This window comes from Sphingomonas sp. UYP23, from assembly GCF_054059235.1.
Genome location: NZ_JBSSBX010000004.1, coordinates 39266 through 53853 on the forward strand (window position 1 = coordinate 39266; position 14588 = coordinate 53853).

Genomic DNA, 14588 nt, shown 5'->3' on the forward strand with positions numbered 1-14588 from the left:
TTTACCGGCTCATGCCGCGATCTCGATCACGATCGCGACTGATGGTGACCGACTGCGCCAATTCCTGCCCGATCGATCGGCCCCGCTCCAGGCTCAACGCCAGCTCGGGGGCACGGGCACGCAACACGGATTCGAGCTGCGGGTCGCGATGCAGCCCGCCCGCAATGCCTTCCATGCGCTTGCCGAGCTTTTCCGCGCCCGCATGGTCGCCGGCACGCTCCATGCTGGCCCGCGCCTCCTTCATACCCTGCCACTGCTCCACGAACCGCCCGGCGCGTTTCTCCGGGTCGAGGCGGACCTGGCGCTCTGTCTCCATCGCCTTGATCGCGCGCGCCGTATTGCCCTCGGCCGCGTTACGCACGAGCTGCGGGTTACGAGATAGCGCGGAGGCAAGGTCGCGCGCGCCATGCGGCCGCACCTGGTCGAGGGCGTCACCGGCCTTTGTCAGCGCCTGTTCCTGGTGCGCCAGCACCGGCAACCCCTTCTCCAACATCCGGCCTATGTCGGCACTGGCGCGCGCGTAGCGTTCGATCGCACGGGCTTGCGACGGTGCGAGCGGCCGATCGGCCGCGACGCGCTCGGGCGACGCCGCCTTCTCAGTCGCTGGCTTTGGCCGGAAGCCGTCGAACATGCCCCGCGCCTTGTCTCGGACCTTCACCGCCATTTCACGCGCGCGTTCCGGGAACCGGATCTCGCGCCGATCGGCGAACGCGCGCGCCTGGTCCTGTTCGGGGCGCTCATAGTCGCCGGCCATGTCCTTGCCGCGCTCACGCGACAGGGCGCGGACGAGCTGGCGCTGGTCGGCGAAGTCGTCGCGGCCATAATGGAGCTGCATAGCGTCGCGATGCCGCGACATGCCGACATAGGCGCTGTGCCGGTCCATGCCCGGGGTGGCGAGAATGTGCGCCCGATCGACCGTCACACCCTGCGATTTGTGGAACGTCGCCGCATAGCCGTGATCGAGGTGGGCGTAATCCTTGGTATCGAACGCGACCCCGCGCCCGTCATCGAGGCGCACCGCCATACCCTCGGGCGATACCCGCTCGATTGTTGCCAACGTGCCGTTCTTCACGCCCATGCCGCGCTCGTTGCGAAGGAACATGATGCGGTCACCGGTCGCGAACTGGCGCTCGCCGCGCTCGGCCTTCACCGTCACGTCGTCACCAAGGTCGCCGCTTGCGCGCAACCGGTCGCGCGCCTCGCCATTGAGGCTCTGCACTTCGGCGTTGGTGTGGGTGAGAATGATCCGGGATTTATCAGGGTCAGCCTGGCGCGCGCGATCCCAGCCATCGACCAGCTCGCCCCGCGCCTGCTCGCGGGTGTCGGCTGCGTGGACCATGCCGCCTTGGTCATAGGCATGGACCGCCTCGCCAGTGCGCCCGGTAGCGAGCTGGCGGGTCGCGTCGCGCTGCCAGTCCTCGCGCTGCCGGCGTATTTCGGTAATCTCGGCCGCGCCGTGACGCTCGGTGACACTGCGGAACGCCGCGCCCGCCTCGATCGCTTGCAACTGCTCGGGGTCGCCCACCATAACGACCTTGGCCCCGGCATCGCGTGCCTGGGACAGCACCCGCTCCAGTGTACGCGAACCAATCATGCCGGCCTCGTCCACCACCAACACGTCCCTAGGACCAAGCTGCTCGCGCCCCTGCCCCCACGCATGTTCAAGGCTGGCGATGGTGCGGCTCCGGATGCCGGCCCCGCCTTCAAGGTTCTCGGCCGCGATGCCCGACAACGCCGCGCCGCGCACGGTGTAGCCGGCATCCTCCCATGCTTCGCGGGCGACACCCAGCATCGCCGACTTGCCGCTGCCGGCAGCCGACGACCGACGCCAGCCCGTCGCTGCCGGTGATCCTGCCGAGCGCGTCTCGCTGCTCACGAGACAGGGTAAGCCCTCTACCCTCGGCCGCCTCCAACGCACGATAAACATGCGTGCCGGCGACAAAGTGCTGATCCACCCCGGCAAGCTCGTCGCTGGCGCGCTCAAGCCGGGCCTCCACCGCGATCATGTCACGCGACGTGAACCGCTCCTGGTCGCGGCCGTCTTTGCCTAATGCGACCAGCTCGGGTGATGCACGAACCGCGCCCATCACCTGGTCGAACTGCTCCTTGCCGTCGCTATGCCGGAACGCGAACGTTGCAAGGTCACGGGTGGTGAACGTCGCTTGGCTGCGCGTGATGGCGTCCAGTGCGATATCGGGATTGGCGATGATCTTCTCGCCGTTCTCCCGCGCGATGCGGACGTGATCCTCAATCCGCTCGGCCTCAAGCCCTTGCTCCGGACGGCGCGACGCAGCCGGACCGATTTTGTGCTGCGGCTCCAGCTCGATCCCCTGCGCCTCATAGGAGCGATGATCGATCCGTCCTTCTAGCCCCAACTCGGCCATGCGTTCGTTGACGTGCGCGCTCCACGCCTCGCGCCAGTCCTTCAACAACTCGGTGCTGTTCCAGTCGCGGTTCTTCTGCCCGAACCCCTCAGGCCCCACATCGCGCATCGCCAGCATGACATGCGCGTGGGGCTTTGGGCTGCCGTCTTTCGCCTTGTCCCAATGCACATTCAGGTCCGCGATCATTCCGCGTGTCACAAACTGCGTCTGCACGAAATCCCGTGCGAGCTGAACACCCTGCTTCTCGTTCAGCTCGCGCGGGATCGAGAACTCCACCTCCCGGGCAAGCTGGGCATCCTTACGCTTCTCGCCGGCCTCCACCTCGTTCCACAGGGTCGCCCGGTCGTTTAAACGCACTGGCGCGCCCTCCGGCAACATCACCTCGGAGTGGATCACGCCCGCCTTGTTTGAGAAATCATGATCGCGCTCTAGCCGCTCATCGAACAGCTCGGACGCGGAGCGATAGGCCGCGGACGCGACAGCACTTGAGCCGTTCGCACGGCTGATAACCTTGGCGGAGAAATGGTAGATCGCCATGACGCTCTGCTTATTGCACTTCTGAGCGCACGTCGGCAACGACGTATAAGCGCGCACTCACAATCCGCTTCGCTCCTCTTGATTGACTTGCTGCTGATTTTTGGTCGTTACGCCTTTACCCGTTTGCTGGGCGCGCTAAGATGCTAAGTGTCGGAACGCGGAGAAGCTAACCTGTGCGTCAGATCGTGGCAAAGGGATTGGCAAGGTGAGCGACCAAACTCTGATCCGCGATTATATCGCAGGCGTCGGCACCTCGCGGCTTGCAGCGTTCGCCGATCTTGCGCCGTGGGAGATCACCACCCGGTCACACGATGTCGTCGCTGTACTCCTGGACGATCTTGATACTGGCTATCGGATTTCTGACAATGTCGCCGTCCATAAAAGCGCCAGCATAGAACCGGGCGTCGTGCTGAAAGGCCCTGCAGTCATCGGACCGTCGTGTTTCATTGCAAGCGGCGCTTATGTCCGCGACGGCTGTTGGCTGGGGGAACGCTGCATATTGGGACCCGGCGCCGAACTCAAATCGTCATTCCTGTTTCCAGATACCAAGCTCGCGCACTTTAACTTTGTCGGTGACAGCGTACTGGGCGCGGGCGTCAATCTGGAATCCGGGTCCGTCATCGCCAACTTCCGGAACGAACGTGATAATCCCGCGATCGTTATCCTGCTCAACGGCACGCGGATTCGAACAGGAGTTGACAAGTTCGGAGCACTGGTCGGCGATAGCGTGCGCATTGGTGCCAACGCTGTCGTTGCGCCCGGCGCGCTGCTTAAACCTGGTACGACGGTTCCGCGTCTGGGCCTGGTGGATATGGGGTCACATATCACGGCGATCTGATATTGCCGCGCGCATTCAAGATGGAGAAAACATGCGTAAAGTTCGCGATTACGATGCCGAGCTAAAGGCACTGAACGACAAGGCACGCTCGCTCAAAGCAAAGCGGGTCGAGCAGCTCGGTCAGCTCGTCGCCGCAACCGGCGCCGATGCGCTCGATGCGGAAACCCTTGCTGGCGTTCTACTCCATGCCATTGCCTCCAAAGATCTCGCGGCAAAGGAGGAATGGCGGTCGAAAGGCGCTGCCTTCTTTCAGCGCCGCGGGCGCAAAAGTGGCAGCGATGCTACGGGCGACGGACCGGGCGTTCCGGTTGAACCAGGCAGCGACGCTGCGAGCCGAAGCGGCGGGACGGCGTAGCGATAACCGGAACTGGGTCGTGCAACGTCGCGAACGAACGCGCCACCTGATCGAGCTGGGCGGGCTCATTCAGAAAGCTGGGTTGGTCGAGCTGATCGACGACGATCGCGCTACCCTCTACGGCGCGCTGCTCTATCTCGCTGGACGTGCACGCGGCGATGATGCCGGTGACGTGCTGGCATTATGGAAGCGGCGCGGCCGACGGGCCTTCGATGCGGAAGCCGAACAGGGCGAAGCGTCATAAGCGGATTTGCGATCTGCTGTGTCAGCAACGGGTCCGGCGCCTTCATTCCACCATCACAGCGTCACGGTCGGCTCTTATCAGGTAAGCCGGAGACCGAAAATGCATTCGATAAACCCCCTCTTTGATAACGCGGTGATCGATTGTGTCGGCAGTAACCGCGCGCCCACGGTTCAGGAGCTCTTTCACGTCGCAGAGCGTATCTGGACAGACGGTGCATCGGATCGGTCTGCGATCCGATGGGGTCGCCTTGCGCCGACCGACCCGGCCAAGCTGATGTCGCTGCGCGCGGCTCAAGCAGCGTTGCTGGGGTCCTGACGGGCATCGTTGATCTCAGAGGGGACCAACGCGGCCAGCGAAGCGAACGGTGAGTTTTGGGGTGGCGCTCTGCCGCCTCGGTGGATCTACCGCAGTCAATCGATCGTGATCACAATGCGGTCGATTAGGTTACGCCCATGTGAGCTGACCGGATGGACGAGAAGCACATCATAGCCCTCACCCTCATTGTCCTCGATCTGCCCCACAATGTCCTGAAAGGCGTCCAGATCATCGTCTTTATCGCTTATCGGCTGGAAGACCGCCCCGCCTTCAGTTCCCTTGACCCGGTACGTGCTGCCGCCCTCCAGCAGCTCTTCCAAAAATGCCATTTTAGAGTTTGTCCTTCAGCCCCTTGGCTGGGGTGAACGACACCTTTTTCGAAGCCGCAAACGTCATCGCCTCGCCGGTTGAGGGATTGCGACCCGCGCGTTCGGGACGATCTTTGACCGAGAACTTGCCAAAGCCGGGAATCGCGATCTCTTCGCCCTTGGCAACCGCGCTGGCGACCTGATCGAACACCACTGTGATCGCGGCTTTTGCCTGCGCTTCGCTCGTGCTCGTTGCCGCGGCAACGCCCTTAACAAGTTCCCTGATATTCATGCAAACCGCTCCCACGCAAAAAAAGAGAATTGCCGATGACCGCCCCCGGTGCAAGCGCCAGGCTTCATCGGCGCGCACGCTTCGCGCCTATCCGATGATGACGCCCGTCCAGTCCCGGCGCTTGCGTTCTACCGGGGCGGTTGTTTCATTCTCAAGTCCAAACACTTTTGCCATGGGTAGCGGCACGAGGCGATCCTCCGTCAATCGCCTCAGACGTGCGCGCGCACGCCACAGCCGGCTTCTAAATGTCCCTTCCGGTATGGACAGCTGAGCCGCTCCTTCTTCGATTGAAACCCCTTGGCTTGCGAGCTGAACCACGTCGCGGTGATTGGGTGTCAGCTCGCCCATCGCCCAATCCACATCCCGCAGATCGACCGCCTCCCCTTGAGTCGCATCGACGCTCAACATTCGGTCCAATACCTCGTCGGGCAGGTCGGCCTGAAATCGCATGCGGCGGCGTCCTGACAGGAACACATTCCGCATGACGGTTCGGGACCAGGCGCCAAAGTTGCTCCCAGTTTGAAAACTGCCCCGTGCTGCCCAGCAGCGAAGCATGGTGTCTTGCAGCAAATCATCGGCATCTGCCCCGACACCAGCTAACCGATTAGCATAGCGACGAAGCTTCGCGGCTTCTCGCGCCAGTAGCGCGCCGATTTCTGCATTCTCATCGAGCGGCTGTACCGCCATTGCGAGCGCTTGTTGCATGGGGCGCTCCTCGCGGCGTTCGGCCTACGAACGCTCTGGTGTCCGATCAAGCAACGTTTGCCGCGGCAGCTTAGCTGCTCCTCGTATCCCGCCCTCATCTCGCTCGGTCGCACCTGCGTCACGCCACTGGTCATCGGCATCGTACGACCTGTCATAAAGCAACTATCGGATCGAAAGATACTGCGGCAAAGTAGACGTGGCGGCCCGATGGGCGCTGCGTTCTTTCAACGGTGCGGAAAAAAGGTGGCGGCGCTGCTCCCAAACGATGGATTGGACGCTCAAGCTGGTTCGGTCAGCGACGTCGCAGGCGGAAGCAGCGGAGAGCGTAACGATAAGCGGAACCGAGTCGTGCAACGCCGCGACCGAACACGCGATCTGATCGAGCTGGGTGGCCTCGTCCAAAAGGCCGGGCTGGTCGCGCTGACCGACGACGATCGTGCTACGCTCTACGGCGCGCTGCTCGATCTCGCCGGACGTGCGCGCGGCGATGATGCGGACGACACGCTGGCGCTGTGGAAAAGACGCGGCAGACGCGCGGTCGATGTGGAAGCGGAAGGAAAAGCAGAATGATCCGACGCTCCCTGCTGGCCGATCTCTCCGCGATCAACGCGTTTGATATCTTCGCTGGCAACCGCTTGCTTGAGATCGCCGACGATCACATGCTGGTTGCCGAGATCGACGGTCGCGTGGTCGGCTACGTGTCGTGGGTTCCTCGCGGGTTCGTCGGGCACGATTACATAACCCACCTAGGCGTCGATCCGGCGTACCAACGCCGGGGTATCGGACGCACCCTGCTGCGCGCGGCTGAGGTTGCTATCGGCGCAGGTCGGCTGTTCACGTCCACCGACGAGAATAATATTACCATGCTGGCGCTTCTGCCCCTTGAGGACTGGGAAGCCGCAGGCTCGGTCGCCGGTGTCAACAAAGGCGATCGGGCGGAGCTGTTCTTCTACAAAGACGCGGAAACGGGAGGGCCCTGACGATGCGTGAAGTATCCGACAAAGAGCGTTCTAGTCGCCAGCGGGCGGTCGATTTCGGTCGTGGGAGCGTCGAACTGTCCGGCGGTCAAATCACGCCCGAAGCCGAAGCATTGAATCGGCGCTATGTGGCCGGCGAGCTATCCAGTGCCGAACATGTCGAGGCGCTACTGACGCACGCCCGCTCCTTGCCTGCCAGCGAACCGGTGCAGGAATATTTCACCAGTTTTGATGAAGCCTTGAGGGCGGCTCGCGGCCGATGATCGAGTGGTTCCGCCAGCTCGCACGGGCGTCACGCAACCTGACCCGGATCGGCGCAAGGTGGCCTGGTCGCGCGCGCTGCCAACCGCCAGCTCGGCAAATCCGATCGTGAAGCGGCCGGCGTGCTGTCGGCCGCGCAGCGTCATACCCATTTTCTCGACTCCCCGCGCATGACGACGGTGCTGGGAAATTCGGATTTCACGTTTGCCGGGCTGAAGGATGCGCCCGCGACGGTGTTCCTAGTACTGCCGCCTGATCGGCTCCCCAGCTATGCCCGCTGGCTACGCCTGATGGTGGCGCAAGCCCTCACCGAGCTGGCGCGCGTGCCGGGTCGCCCGCCCTGGCCTGTGTTGTTCCTGCTCGACGAGTTTGCCGCCCTCGGTCGCCTCGAGCCGGTCGAACGCGCGATGGGGCTGATGGCGGGTTACGGCGTCCAGCTCTGGCCGATCCTGCAGGACGTCCACCAGCTTCGCGCGCTCTATGGGCAGCGCGCCGGCACGTTCCTGTCAAACGCCGGCGTCCTCCAGGTGTTCGGGGTCAACGATCAGGACAGCGCCAAGCTGGTCTCCGATCTGGCCGGGCAGGAAACCGTCGTGTTCGAGACGATGAGGCGCGCGCTCGACGTGGAGGAAAGCGGCCTCTCCTACGGGCAGCAGCATGTCGGCCGCGCCCTGCTCACCCCCGATGAAGTCCGCACGCTGCGCCCCGATCGCCAGCTCCTGTTCCTCGCTGGGCAGCGGCCAATTATCGCCGCCAAGCTGCGCTACTATGACGATTGTGAGTTCGCCGGCCGGTTCGATCTGGTGTGAACGGTCGCGGCTGCTGGGGTTAGTACCCATTGATGTGAGAGGCGCGATCTGATTCAGGCTCCTTGAGGACCTAGGATGAGCGACCTTTACTGGCTTACGGGTGAGCAGATGGCGCGCCTGCGGCCGTACTTCCCAATAGCATGGCAAGCCGCGAGTTGACGACCGGCGGGTGTTGAGCGACATCGTATTTGTGAACCGCAATGGCTGCGCTGGCGTGACGCGCCTAGCGACTACGGACCGCACAAGACGCGCTACAATCGCTAGAAACGGTGGAGCGAGATGGGTGTGTTCCTCCGCATGATGGAGGGGCTGGCTGCTGCTGATGCCGATCCAAAGACCGTCATGATCGACGCGACGTATCTGAAGGCGCACCGCACGGGATCGAGCCTGCGGGTAAAAAGGGGAATCTCTGGCGCCTGATCGGTCGCACCAAAGGCAGTATGAACAAGAAACTTTATGCTGTGACCGACGCAAACGGCCGCCCGCTCAGCTTCTTCATGACTGCTGGACAGGTCAGCGACTACCCCGGTGCAGTTCCGATGCTCGACGATCTGCTCAAGGCACAGTCGCCGCTCGGAGACCGCGGCTACGACGCTGACTGGTTCAGGGATGCCTTGCAGGCCAAGGGCATCGAGCCGTGCATCCCAGGTCGGAGGTCCCGGCTCGAGCCCATCAAATACGACAAGCGCCGCTACAAGCGTCGTAGCCGTATCGAAATCATGTTCGGACGGCTGACGTACCGTCCCATACTGCTTCCTTCCACTCTAACGAAAGGATCGCACCATCAAACCGTGGGATCAAACACCTAGCTAGGTAGTGGACAGCGTTCGATCTGGATCGAGCAGCGTGAGCATGGCGCCGTCATCCATCTGGCCCGCGCCGTTCCAGCGCCACAACACCAGATTTGTGCCGCCGCGGTTCTGGGCCGATGGTACCACTGCGCCCTGAGCCCCATGGGCAATCAGCGCCTGTGCGATCCCCCAGCTCGGCGGAACTTGCCCGTCAAGCAGCGCGATCGTCTTCCACTCGTCCGTCATTGCCGCTGCGACCTGGGCGTCAATCGCACCGCCCTTTCCGTTGGTGAGATCGGCGACCGCCGTGGCCGTGAGCCGATAGGGTGCCAGCATTCCCGGTTTGGGCAAGCCCTGATAATATTCGGCAACCGCAGTAGCGGGATCGGTCGCCAAATAGAGGGCAGGCCATCCCTTCATGTTCCATCGCCCACCATAGAGCCGTGCGCCCTCGCCCGAGAACGGGGAGCGCTGATGCGCCGGATGGATCATGCGCCATAGCGGGAGGGTAAGCGGGGCGAGGACGTAAGGCATTCCCTTGCTTACCGGGCAAGCCGATCTGTATTGACGGCGGCCATCAGGAATAGACGCCCGCGGCCATGCGCTCGAGATCGTCGAGCACCTCCCGCGCCTGTCCCGCTTCGACCAGCTCTTCGGCGGTCTTGCCGAAACCGGCAATCGGCTGATGCTTGAACCACAGGATCGCGCGGCCCTCATCCCCGGCCAGATCGGTAGCGCGGGCGATGATCCGCGCGATTTCGCCAAGCTTCGCCTGGATCGCCGGGTTCCCGGGCTTGGCAGCCATCGTGTTGCGATTGACGTGTGCCAGCTTGGCAAGCTGTGACATGGGTACGCGTAGCCGCTCTGCCATGCGCCGTGGGGCGATGATGTCATGGTCGCGAATGTCATCAAGAAAAGCGGCGAGCATGGGTGCACTCCTTGCTCGCTACATGCACTCGAACTTGCGTCGGTTCAATACTAATCTCTCTTCCCCATAATTGAAAAATTCCCGGGTTAGATAGTTATATCTAATGTTATAGAGTTAAGCCGCTGAAACATGGGCTGTTGGGCACAGAAATGCGCGAGTCGGCCGACACGTCCCGTTCCCGAAGTGTCGGTACGGTGTTCCCCTTGTGTCGATGCAAGCGTTCCCGAAAGATCGACGCAGCGTTCCCGATGAGGCGAATGCCGTTCCTGGAGTGTCGACGGCGCATAATCCGATTTGAAATTGGGACCTTGATTGAATCACTTTCGCGGGCTCGGCCGAGCGATAGGTTCAAATGTCGCGCTTCGCAGCGCGAGACCGATAACGTCGGTTGAGGAAGCCGACACATCGGGAACGCCGGGCCGCGCTAGCGGAGACCGAATGGCCTGAGCGAGCAGATTACCGCCCCAGAGTGTGGCGATTTGCCTTGTCAAAGCGCCGCACGAAACCAATGAACGCGCTTTGATAGCTGACCGGCGTGCGTGCCGAATCGGCCTCTATCCAAGCGCGGAACTCGGCGTGGAGCGTCTGATAATCCCACCCGGGGCATTCGGCCCGAAGCGTTGCGAGCGTCGCATCGGTGACCTCGCCCGCAGTTGCGCGCGTCGCAAGACTGGTGCGCGAGCGTCGCAACATTGCGGTTATATCGACCAACGCCTCGGGTGCGGGTTCTGCGACTGTAGCGGCTGGGGAAGGCGGTGCCGCTTGCTGGGCCGGTTGTTCGGGCGGGCTGGCGCGATGCTCTGACACTGTCTTCACCGGCCGTTCCGCATCGCTACGCCGCTGCATCCGCAACGCCGGCTCGCGTTTGCCCGTCGGGGTCTCGAGCGTCAGCGCATAGCCCGGCAGCTCATTGCGTTCGGCGATCTTCGCGATCTCGAACTTGAAGCGGCGATATTGCCCCTCCGTGCCCGACTTCTCGAACAAAGTCGGCATTGCGATGGCGAAGCCGGCCTCCCCTGCCCCGCCAGCATGTTTGCGCGCGACGCGGTACAGCCAGCGCTCGCGACCGCCCGTCAAATCGAAATAGGCGCGGTCGATCGACAGCACCCCGCCCTGCATCATCACTCCTTCCCAAAACCAATTCGACAGCTCAATCGTCATGCCGCGCGACCGCTCGGTCTTCTCGTCGACCAGCTGCGTCCAGCCGTCGAGCCAGCTAAAGGTCGCCTCGCGACGGTTTTCGGCGCGGATATTGGTCTTGATTGTGGTCGCGACGAGCCGGTCAAGCGCCTGCCCGAGCAATTCGTATGCCCGGCCCGTTGTCGGTCGCCCAATCGCGCGCAGCAGATCATACGGCATCAGGTGCAACTTGTGCGGCACGTCGTTGACTCCCCGACGTGCCATGTCGGCGAGCACGCTGGCGCAATAGATCAAGATGTCGGCATCCCAGATTGTTGCCATCCCGTAATCGGGGTTGCCCGAGACATGCACCCATAATTTGCCGTCGGGGCTCTTGTAGTCGATCGGCTTGACCCGCTTGGACTTGGCCAGACTGAAGAACGGGCGCTCCATCATCTCGCGCTGATCGCGCAGCGGCAAGTCGGCGAGATAGGGCAGGAACAGATCGAACTGCTCGGAAATGCGCTGGCGCTCGGCGCGGCTCATCGGCGTACCTTCCGCATGTTTCCCCGGGGAAACACCGCGCAACGGGTTCCTAAACCGTTGCGCGTCGGTGCGCGGCGCAAGGTGTTTCCCCGGGGAAACGCGATCACTTCTTCAATCCACGGCCCTCGGCCTCGAGATGCGCTAGTGCTTGCCGCAACGCGTTCGACAGCTCGTCTGGTCCAGCACCGGACCCCGCGTGCAGTCGGATCGTCACGCCTTGTCGGTTGCTCGACTGGATGCTGAGACCGGGTCGACCGTGCGGCGTGGTCCAGACAAAGGGTGGGACTCCATCGGCAGCATCCTCGGGGGAGTCTAGCAAGCGGCGCAGCACTTCGGCGGCAGGGTAGGGGGGGGCCCCCTTCTCGCCCAGCGCCGCCTGTTCACGCGCGATGTCGCGCGCGGCGCTCTTGATCGCCTTCGCCGCGCTTTTGTCGTCGAGTGCCTGCGCCAACGCGTAGGCCGGCTTGAGCTGTACATCGGCAGGGGAGTCAAAGGCCGCGATCACGCCTTCGGGAATCCCCGCGACCTTGATCATCTTCGACAGCCAGCCCTTCGATACCTTCAGCCGCTCGGCCATCCGCGTTAGATGATTTCCGTAATGCGCCTTGAGCGCCTCGGCATAATTGCGCGCGCGCTCGAGGTCCGACACGTCGGCGCGCGCGCGGTTCTCGAGATCGGCCAGCCGGAACGCCGCCTCGTCATCGAGCTGCGCAACCTGGGCGACAAATTGCATCTCAGGATAGGAATGCGCGCGCAGCCAACTGATCGACCAATGCCGCCGCGTGCCGGCGATCACCTCGAAATCATGCGCCGGGTCGCAGTCGATGCGGCGCACGACCGCTGGCACCTTTTGTCCGCCCTCGGCGATAATCGAATCGATCAGTTCGCGACAGCTCTGCTCCGAGAGATGCTCGTAGCTCCGTGCATTGCCCGGCCAGATTCGCACCCGCGCTGGGTCGAGCAGAAGCTGGGTCACTTGCCGCACTTCGCCACTCGTGACGCGCGCCAGCGCGGTTTCGCGATTAAGTAGCGTCGTGCCACGGGACCGCTCAGGCTGCGACGAGCTAGGGGATTTAGTGGCATCATCGGCGGGTTCGTCCGCCAGCAAGGCCGCCAGATAATCGGATCGTTTACGCGCCACCATGCACCTCCTGCCCAGCACATAGCAAGAACGAGGGAATGTAGGACAGGGTCTCAAGCAGCATGGAGCACATCCTCCGCGCGCGCCGGTTCTACCCTGCCCCAGCCCTGCCGGACGAGCTGTTCGATCTGTCCCATCGCTTCGTCAAGATTGGCGCGGCAGCGCTTGTGCGTCTTGGGCGTCCCGATTGGACGCTCGAGCTCGTAGATCGTCATCATGCGCATTGCGGCATGGCTGATTTCGGCGGATTCGAGAATCGGGACGGGCAGCAGGGCGGGGCCGAAGCTCTGCTCCATGATTGTCCGCACCATCGCATGGCTCGGATCGTTGCCGTCGAACTTCGAACAGATCAGTCTCAGGAAACTGTATTCGACTTCGATCCCGGCGAGCGCAAGCTGTTGCAGCACCTGATCCATCATCGAAAGGAATTGCACGGTCGAACAGAAATCGGGCGTCGTAGCGGCAAGCGGCACCAGCAGCGCATTGGCCGCCTGCATCACGGCGAGGCTGATCGTGCCGAGCGCGGGTGGGGGATCGAGCAGCACCACGTCGTAATTGCGTGCAAGATCGGCGAGGCCCTGTTTCAATTTGCGGAAGCGCGCGGCCAGCACCGATTGCCCGTCCGACCCGGCCGCGGCGAGCTCATATTCCACATCGAACAGCTCGAGGTTCGAAGGGATCAGATCGACATTAGGCCAGGGCGTCGACTTCACGGCGTAGAGCAGATCGGCTTGGGTCGGGTCGATCGAGAGATAAGGGTAGAGCGTCTCTTCGCGCGTGATGTTGAAATGCGGGTTGAAGCCAAACAGCGTGGTGGTTGTCGCTTGACTGTCGCAATCGACCACCAGCACTCGATAGCCCTGCACAGCGAAATAGTGCGCGAGGTGGCAGGTGACCGTCGATTTTCCAACGCCGCCCTTAAAATTCTGGACCGCTATTATTGCGGGGATATCGAGCGGCGCGCGGGCAGGGGAGGCGCCGAGCACCTCGCGCATCTCGAGCAATTCCTCAACGGAATAGCCAAGTCGCCGGCCATTCTCGCCGGCGGGAGCAGGGGGCAGGCGGCCGTCATCCTCCGCCATGCGAATGCGATTGGTGGAGCAGCCTAGCAGTTGCGCGGCTTCTGCGATGCCGAAGCGAACGTTGAGGCCCTTGCGACTTTCCGGGAGAAAGGCCTTGCGCCGCAGGCGCTCGATCATGCGTTCACCGGCATCGGCAAGTTCGCCAATGTGATTGACGATTGCATTCATGAAGCGATCCAATAACTCGGTTGAAGCAAGAACAATGTCATATACCCATAAAAGCTTCAATTGCGCAACTGACAGGTATATTCGGGACTGCCTCGCGGCTTTCGGGCATCGTGACCGCGAGATTGCAACGATCGCGGCACTGGCGGCTATGGGAAACGCCGCCCCGCAACTGAAAGTCCATATTTAAGCCGGGTTTAACGTCGAACTGACGACGGTGGAGATCACCGAGATCATGATGCAGATGGGGGTCTATGCGGGAATTTCCTGCCGCCCTAAACGGCCTTTTCGCAGCCAAGGAGGTTTTGCCCCGACAGCATAGGTCGATTTTTAGGCCAGCACGGGCAATGCCTCGCCCGTGCTGGATTGCCCCGTGGATAGGCCGAATTCCCGCAAGGGTCCCATCGGGAATGCCGGCGCTTTCCCATTGACCGAACCAGACCGTGTGAAAAGTCGGGTCTGCGAGTTCCCCGGTCTGCAAACCGGCTGTGCTATGGGTATGGCGTATATCGAATAAATGGCACTGCAAGCCGTGCTCCCAGAACGAGCTTGATGCAAAAATCAAAAATCTTGCATCAGATGTAAAATGGCGGCAATTCGGGCACTTCCGTGATGCATAATTCCAATGCACAATCAGCGCATGATTTACGGCTACGCACGCGTCTCATCAACCGGCCAGGACCTAGCACAGCAGCTCGCCCAGCTCGGCGCGGCCGGCTGCACGAAGATCTACCAGGAGAAGGTCAGCGGCGGGACGGCCGAGCGCCCACAACTCAAGCGGGCGATCGGCG

General features: G+C 62.5%; 15 protein-coding genes and 3 pseudogenes. 9 read left to right on the forward strand and 9 right to left on the reverse strand.

Features of this window, described 5'->3' with window-relative positions:
• Position 1: 1 nt before the first annotated feature.
• Positions 2-2921, reverse strand: a pseudogene (gene traA / locus ACVWYO_RS24605) (Ti-type conjugative transfer relaxase TraA).
• Positions 2922-3126: 205 nt separating this feature from the next.
• Here traA and ACVWYO_RS24610 point away from each other — a divergent pair.
• Genes ACVWYO_RS24610 through ACVWYO_RS24620 form a run of 3 tightly spaced genes read left to right on the forward strand, consistent with a single transcriptional unit; the run spans position 3127 to position 4358 of the window.
• Positions 3127-3759 carry a transferase gene (locus ACVWYO_RS24610; RefSeq protein WP_457355728.1) on the forward strand — a complete coding sequence of 211 codons (633 nt, stop codon included), beginning with the start codon at positions 3127-3129 and terminating at the stop codon, positions 3757-3759.
• A 31-nt stretch (positions 3760-3790) separates the two neighbouring features.
• The gene (locus ACVWYO_RS24615) at positions 3791-4114 is read left to right on the forward strand and encodes a conjugal transfer protein TraD (RefSeq protein WP_457355730.1); all 324 of its coding nucleotides are present in this window, start codon (positions 3791-3793) and stop codon (positions 4112-4114) included.
• Between the two features lie 19 nt (positions 4115-4133).
• Positions 4134-4358 carry a conjugal transfer protein TraD gene (locus ACVWYO_RS24620; RefSeq protein WP_457355732.1) on the forward strand — a complete coding sequence of 75 codons (225 nt, stop codon included), beginning with the start codon at positions 4134-4136 and terminating at the stop codon, positions 4356-4358.
• A gap of 410 nt (positions 4359-4768) precedes the next feature.
• On the opposite strand, the gene ACVWYO_RS24625 is transcribed toward ACVWYO_RS24620, so the two are convergent.
• The 3 genes from ACVWYO_RS24625 to ACVWYO_RS24635 all read right to left on the reverse strand — a co-directional run bounded on the left by ACVWYO_RS24625 (position 4769) and on the right by ACVWYO_RS24635 (position 5978).
• The gene (locus tag ACVWYO_RS24625; RefSeq protein ID WP_457355734.1) at positions 4769-5002 is read right to left on the reverse strand and encodes a hypothetical protein; all 234 of its coding nucleotides are present in this window, start codon (positions 5000-5002) and stop codon (positions 4769-4771) included.
• 1 nt (position 5003) lies between these two features.
• Positions 5004-5273, reverse strand: coding sequence for an HU family DNA-binding protein (locus ACVWYO_RS24630; RefSeq protein ID WP_457355754.1), 270 nt, complete (start codon positions 5271-5273; stop codon positions 5004-5006).
• 87 nt (positions 5274-5360) lie between these two features.
• A complete protein-coding gene (locus tag ACVWYO_RS24635; protein WP_457355736.1) occupies positions 5361-5978 on the reverse strand; it encodes an RNA polymerase sigma factor in 618 nt (205 codons plus the stop codon).
• A 348-nt stretch (positions 5979-6326) separates the two neighbouring features.
• Between ACVWYO_RS24635 and ACVWYO_RS24640 the strand changes: the two genes are divergently transcribed.
• From ACVWYO_RS24640 to ACVWYO_RS24660, 5 genes and pseudogenes are all read left to right on the forward strand, one after another.
• Positions 6327-6548: a conjugal transfer protein TraD gene (locus ACVWYO_RS24640; protein WP_457355738.1), complete on the forward strand. Its 222-nt coding sequence runs from the start codon at positions 6327-6329 to the stop codon at positions 6546-6548.
• Positions 6545-6958, forward strand: a complete 414-nt coding sequence (locus ACVWYO_RS24645) for a GNAT family N-acetyltransferase (RefSeq protein WP_457355740.1) — start codon at positions 6545-6547, stop codon at positions 6956-6958. The genes ACVWYO_RS24640 and ACVWYO_RS24645 overlap by 4 nt, the downstream gene beginning before the upstream one ends.
• 2 nt (positions 6959-6960) lie before the next feature.
• Entirely contained in the window at positions 6961-7218 is a 258-nt protein-coding gene (locus ACVWYO_RS24650) for an antitoxin VbhA family protein (RefSeq protein ID WP_457355742.1), read from the forward strand.
• Between the two features lie 57 nt (positions 7219-7275).
• Positions 7276-8025, forward strand: a pseudogene (locus tag ACVWYO_RS24655) (type IV secretory system conjugative DNA transfer family protein); the annotation flags it as partial.
• 75 nt (positions 8026-8100) lie between these two features.
• Positions 8101-8759 (forward strand): annotated as a pseudogene (locus ACVWYO_RS24660) (IS5 family transposase); the annotation flags it as partial.
• 75 nt (positions 8760-8834) lie between these two features.
• On the opposite strand, the gene ACVWYO_RS24665 reads toward ACVWYO_RS24660, so the two are convergent.
• From ACVWYO_RS24665 to ACVWYO_RS24685, 5 genes are all read right to left on the reverse strand, one after another.
• Positions 8835-9308: an RES family NAD+ phosphorylase gene (locus tag ACVWYO_RS24665; protein WP_457355744.1), complete on the reverse strand. Its 474-nt coding sequence runs from the start codon at positions 9306-9308 to the stop codon at positions 8835-8837.
• An 85-nt stretch (positions 9309-9393) separates the two neighbouring features.
• Positions 9394-9744, reverse strand: a complete 351-nt coding sequence (locus ACVWYO_RS24670; protein WP_457355746.1) for a hypothetical protein — start codon at positions 9742-9744, stop codon at positions 9394-9396.
• Positions 9745-10200: 456 nt separating this feature from the next.
• On the reverse strand, positions 10201-11409 hold the full coding sequence (locus tag ACVWYO_RS24675; RefSeq protein ID WP_457355748.1) for a replication initiator protein A: 1209 nt from the start codon (positions 11407-11409) through the stop codon (positions 10201-10203).
• A gap of 103 nt (positions 11410-11512) precedes the next feature.
• The gene (locus ACVWYO_RS24680; RefSeq protein WP_457355750.1) at positions 11513-12550 is read right to left on the reverse strand and encodes a ParB/RepB/Spo0J family partition protein; all 1038 of its coding nucleotides are present in this window, start codon (positions 12548-12550) and stop codon (positions 11513-11515) included.
• Between the two features lie 53 nt (positions 12551-12603).
• Complete coding sequence (locus ACVWYO_RS24685) at positions 12604-13800, reverse strand: AAA family ATPase (RefSeq protein WP_457355752.1); 1197 nt, start codon at positions 13798-13800, stop codon at positions 12604-12606.
• 637 nt (positions 13801-14437) lie between these two features.
• Between ACVWYO_RS24685 and ACVWYO_RS24690 the strand changes: the two genes are divergently transcribed.
• On the forward strand, positions 14438-14588 hold a 151-nt coding region (locus tag ACVWYO_RS24690), incomplete at its 3' end, for a recombinase family protein (RefSeq protein ID WP_457355756.1).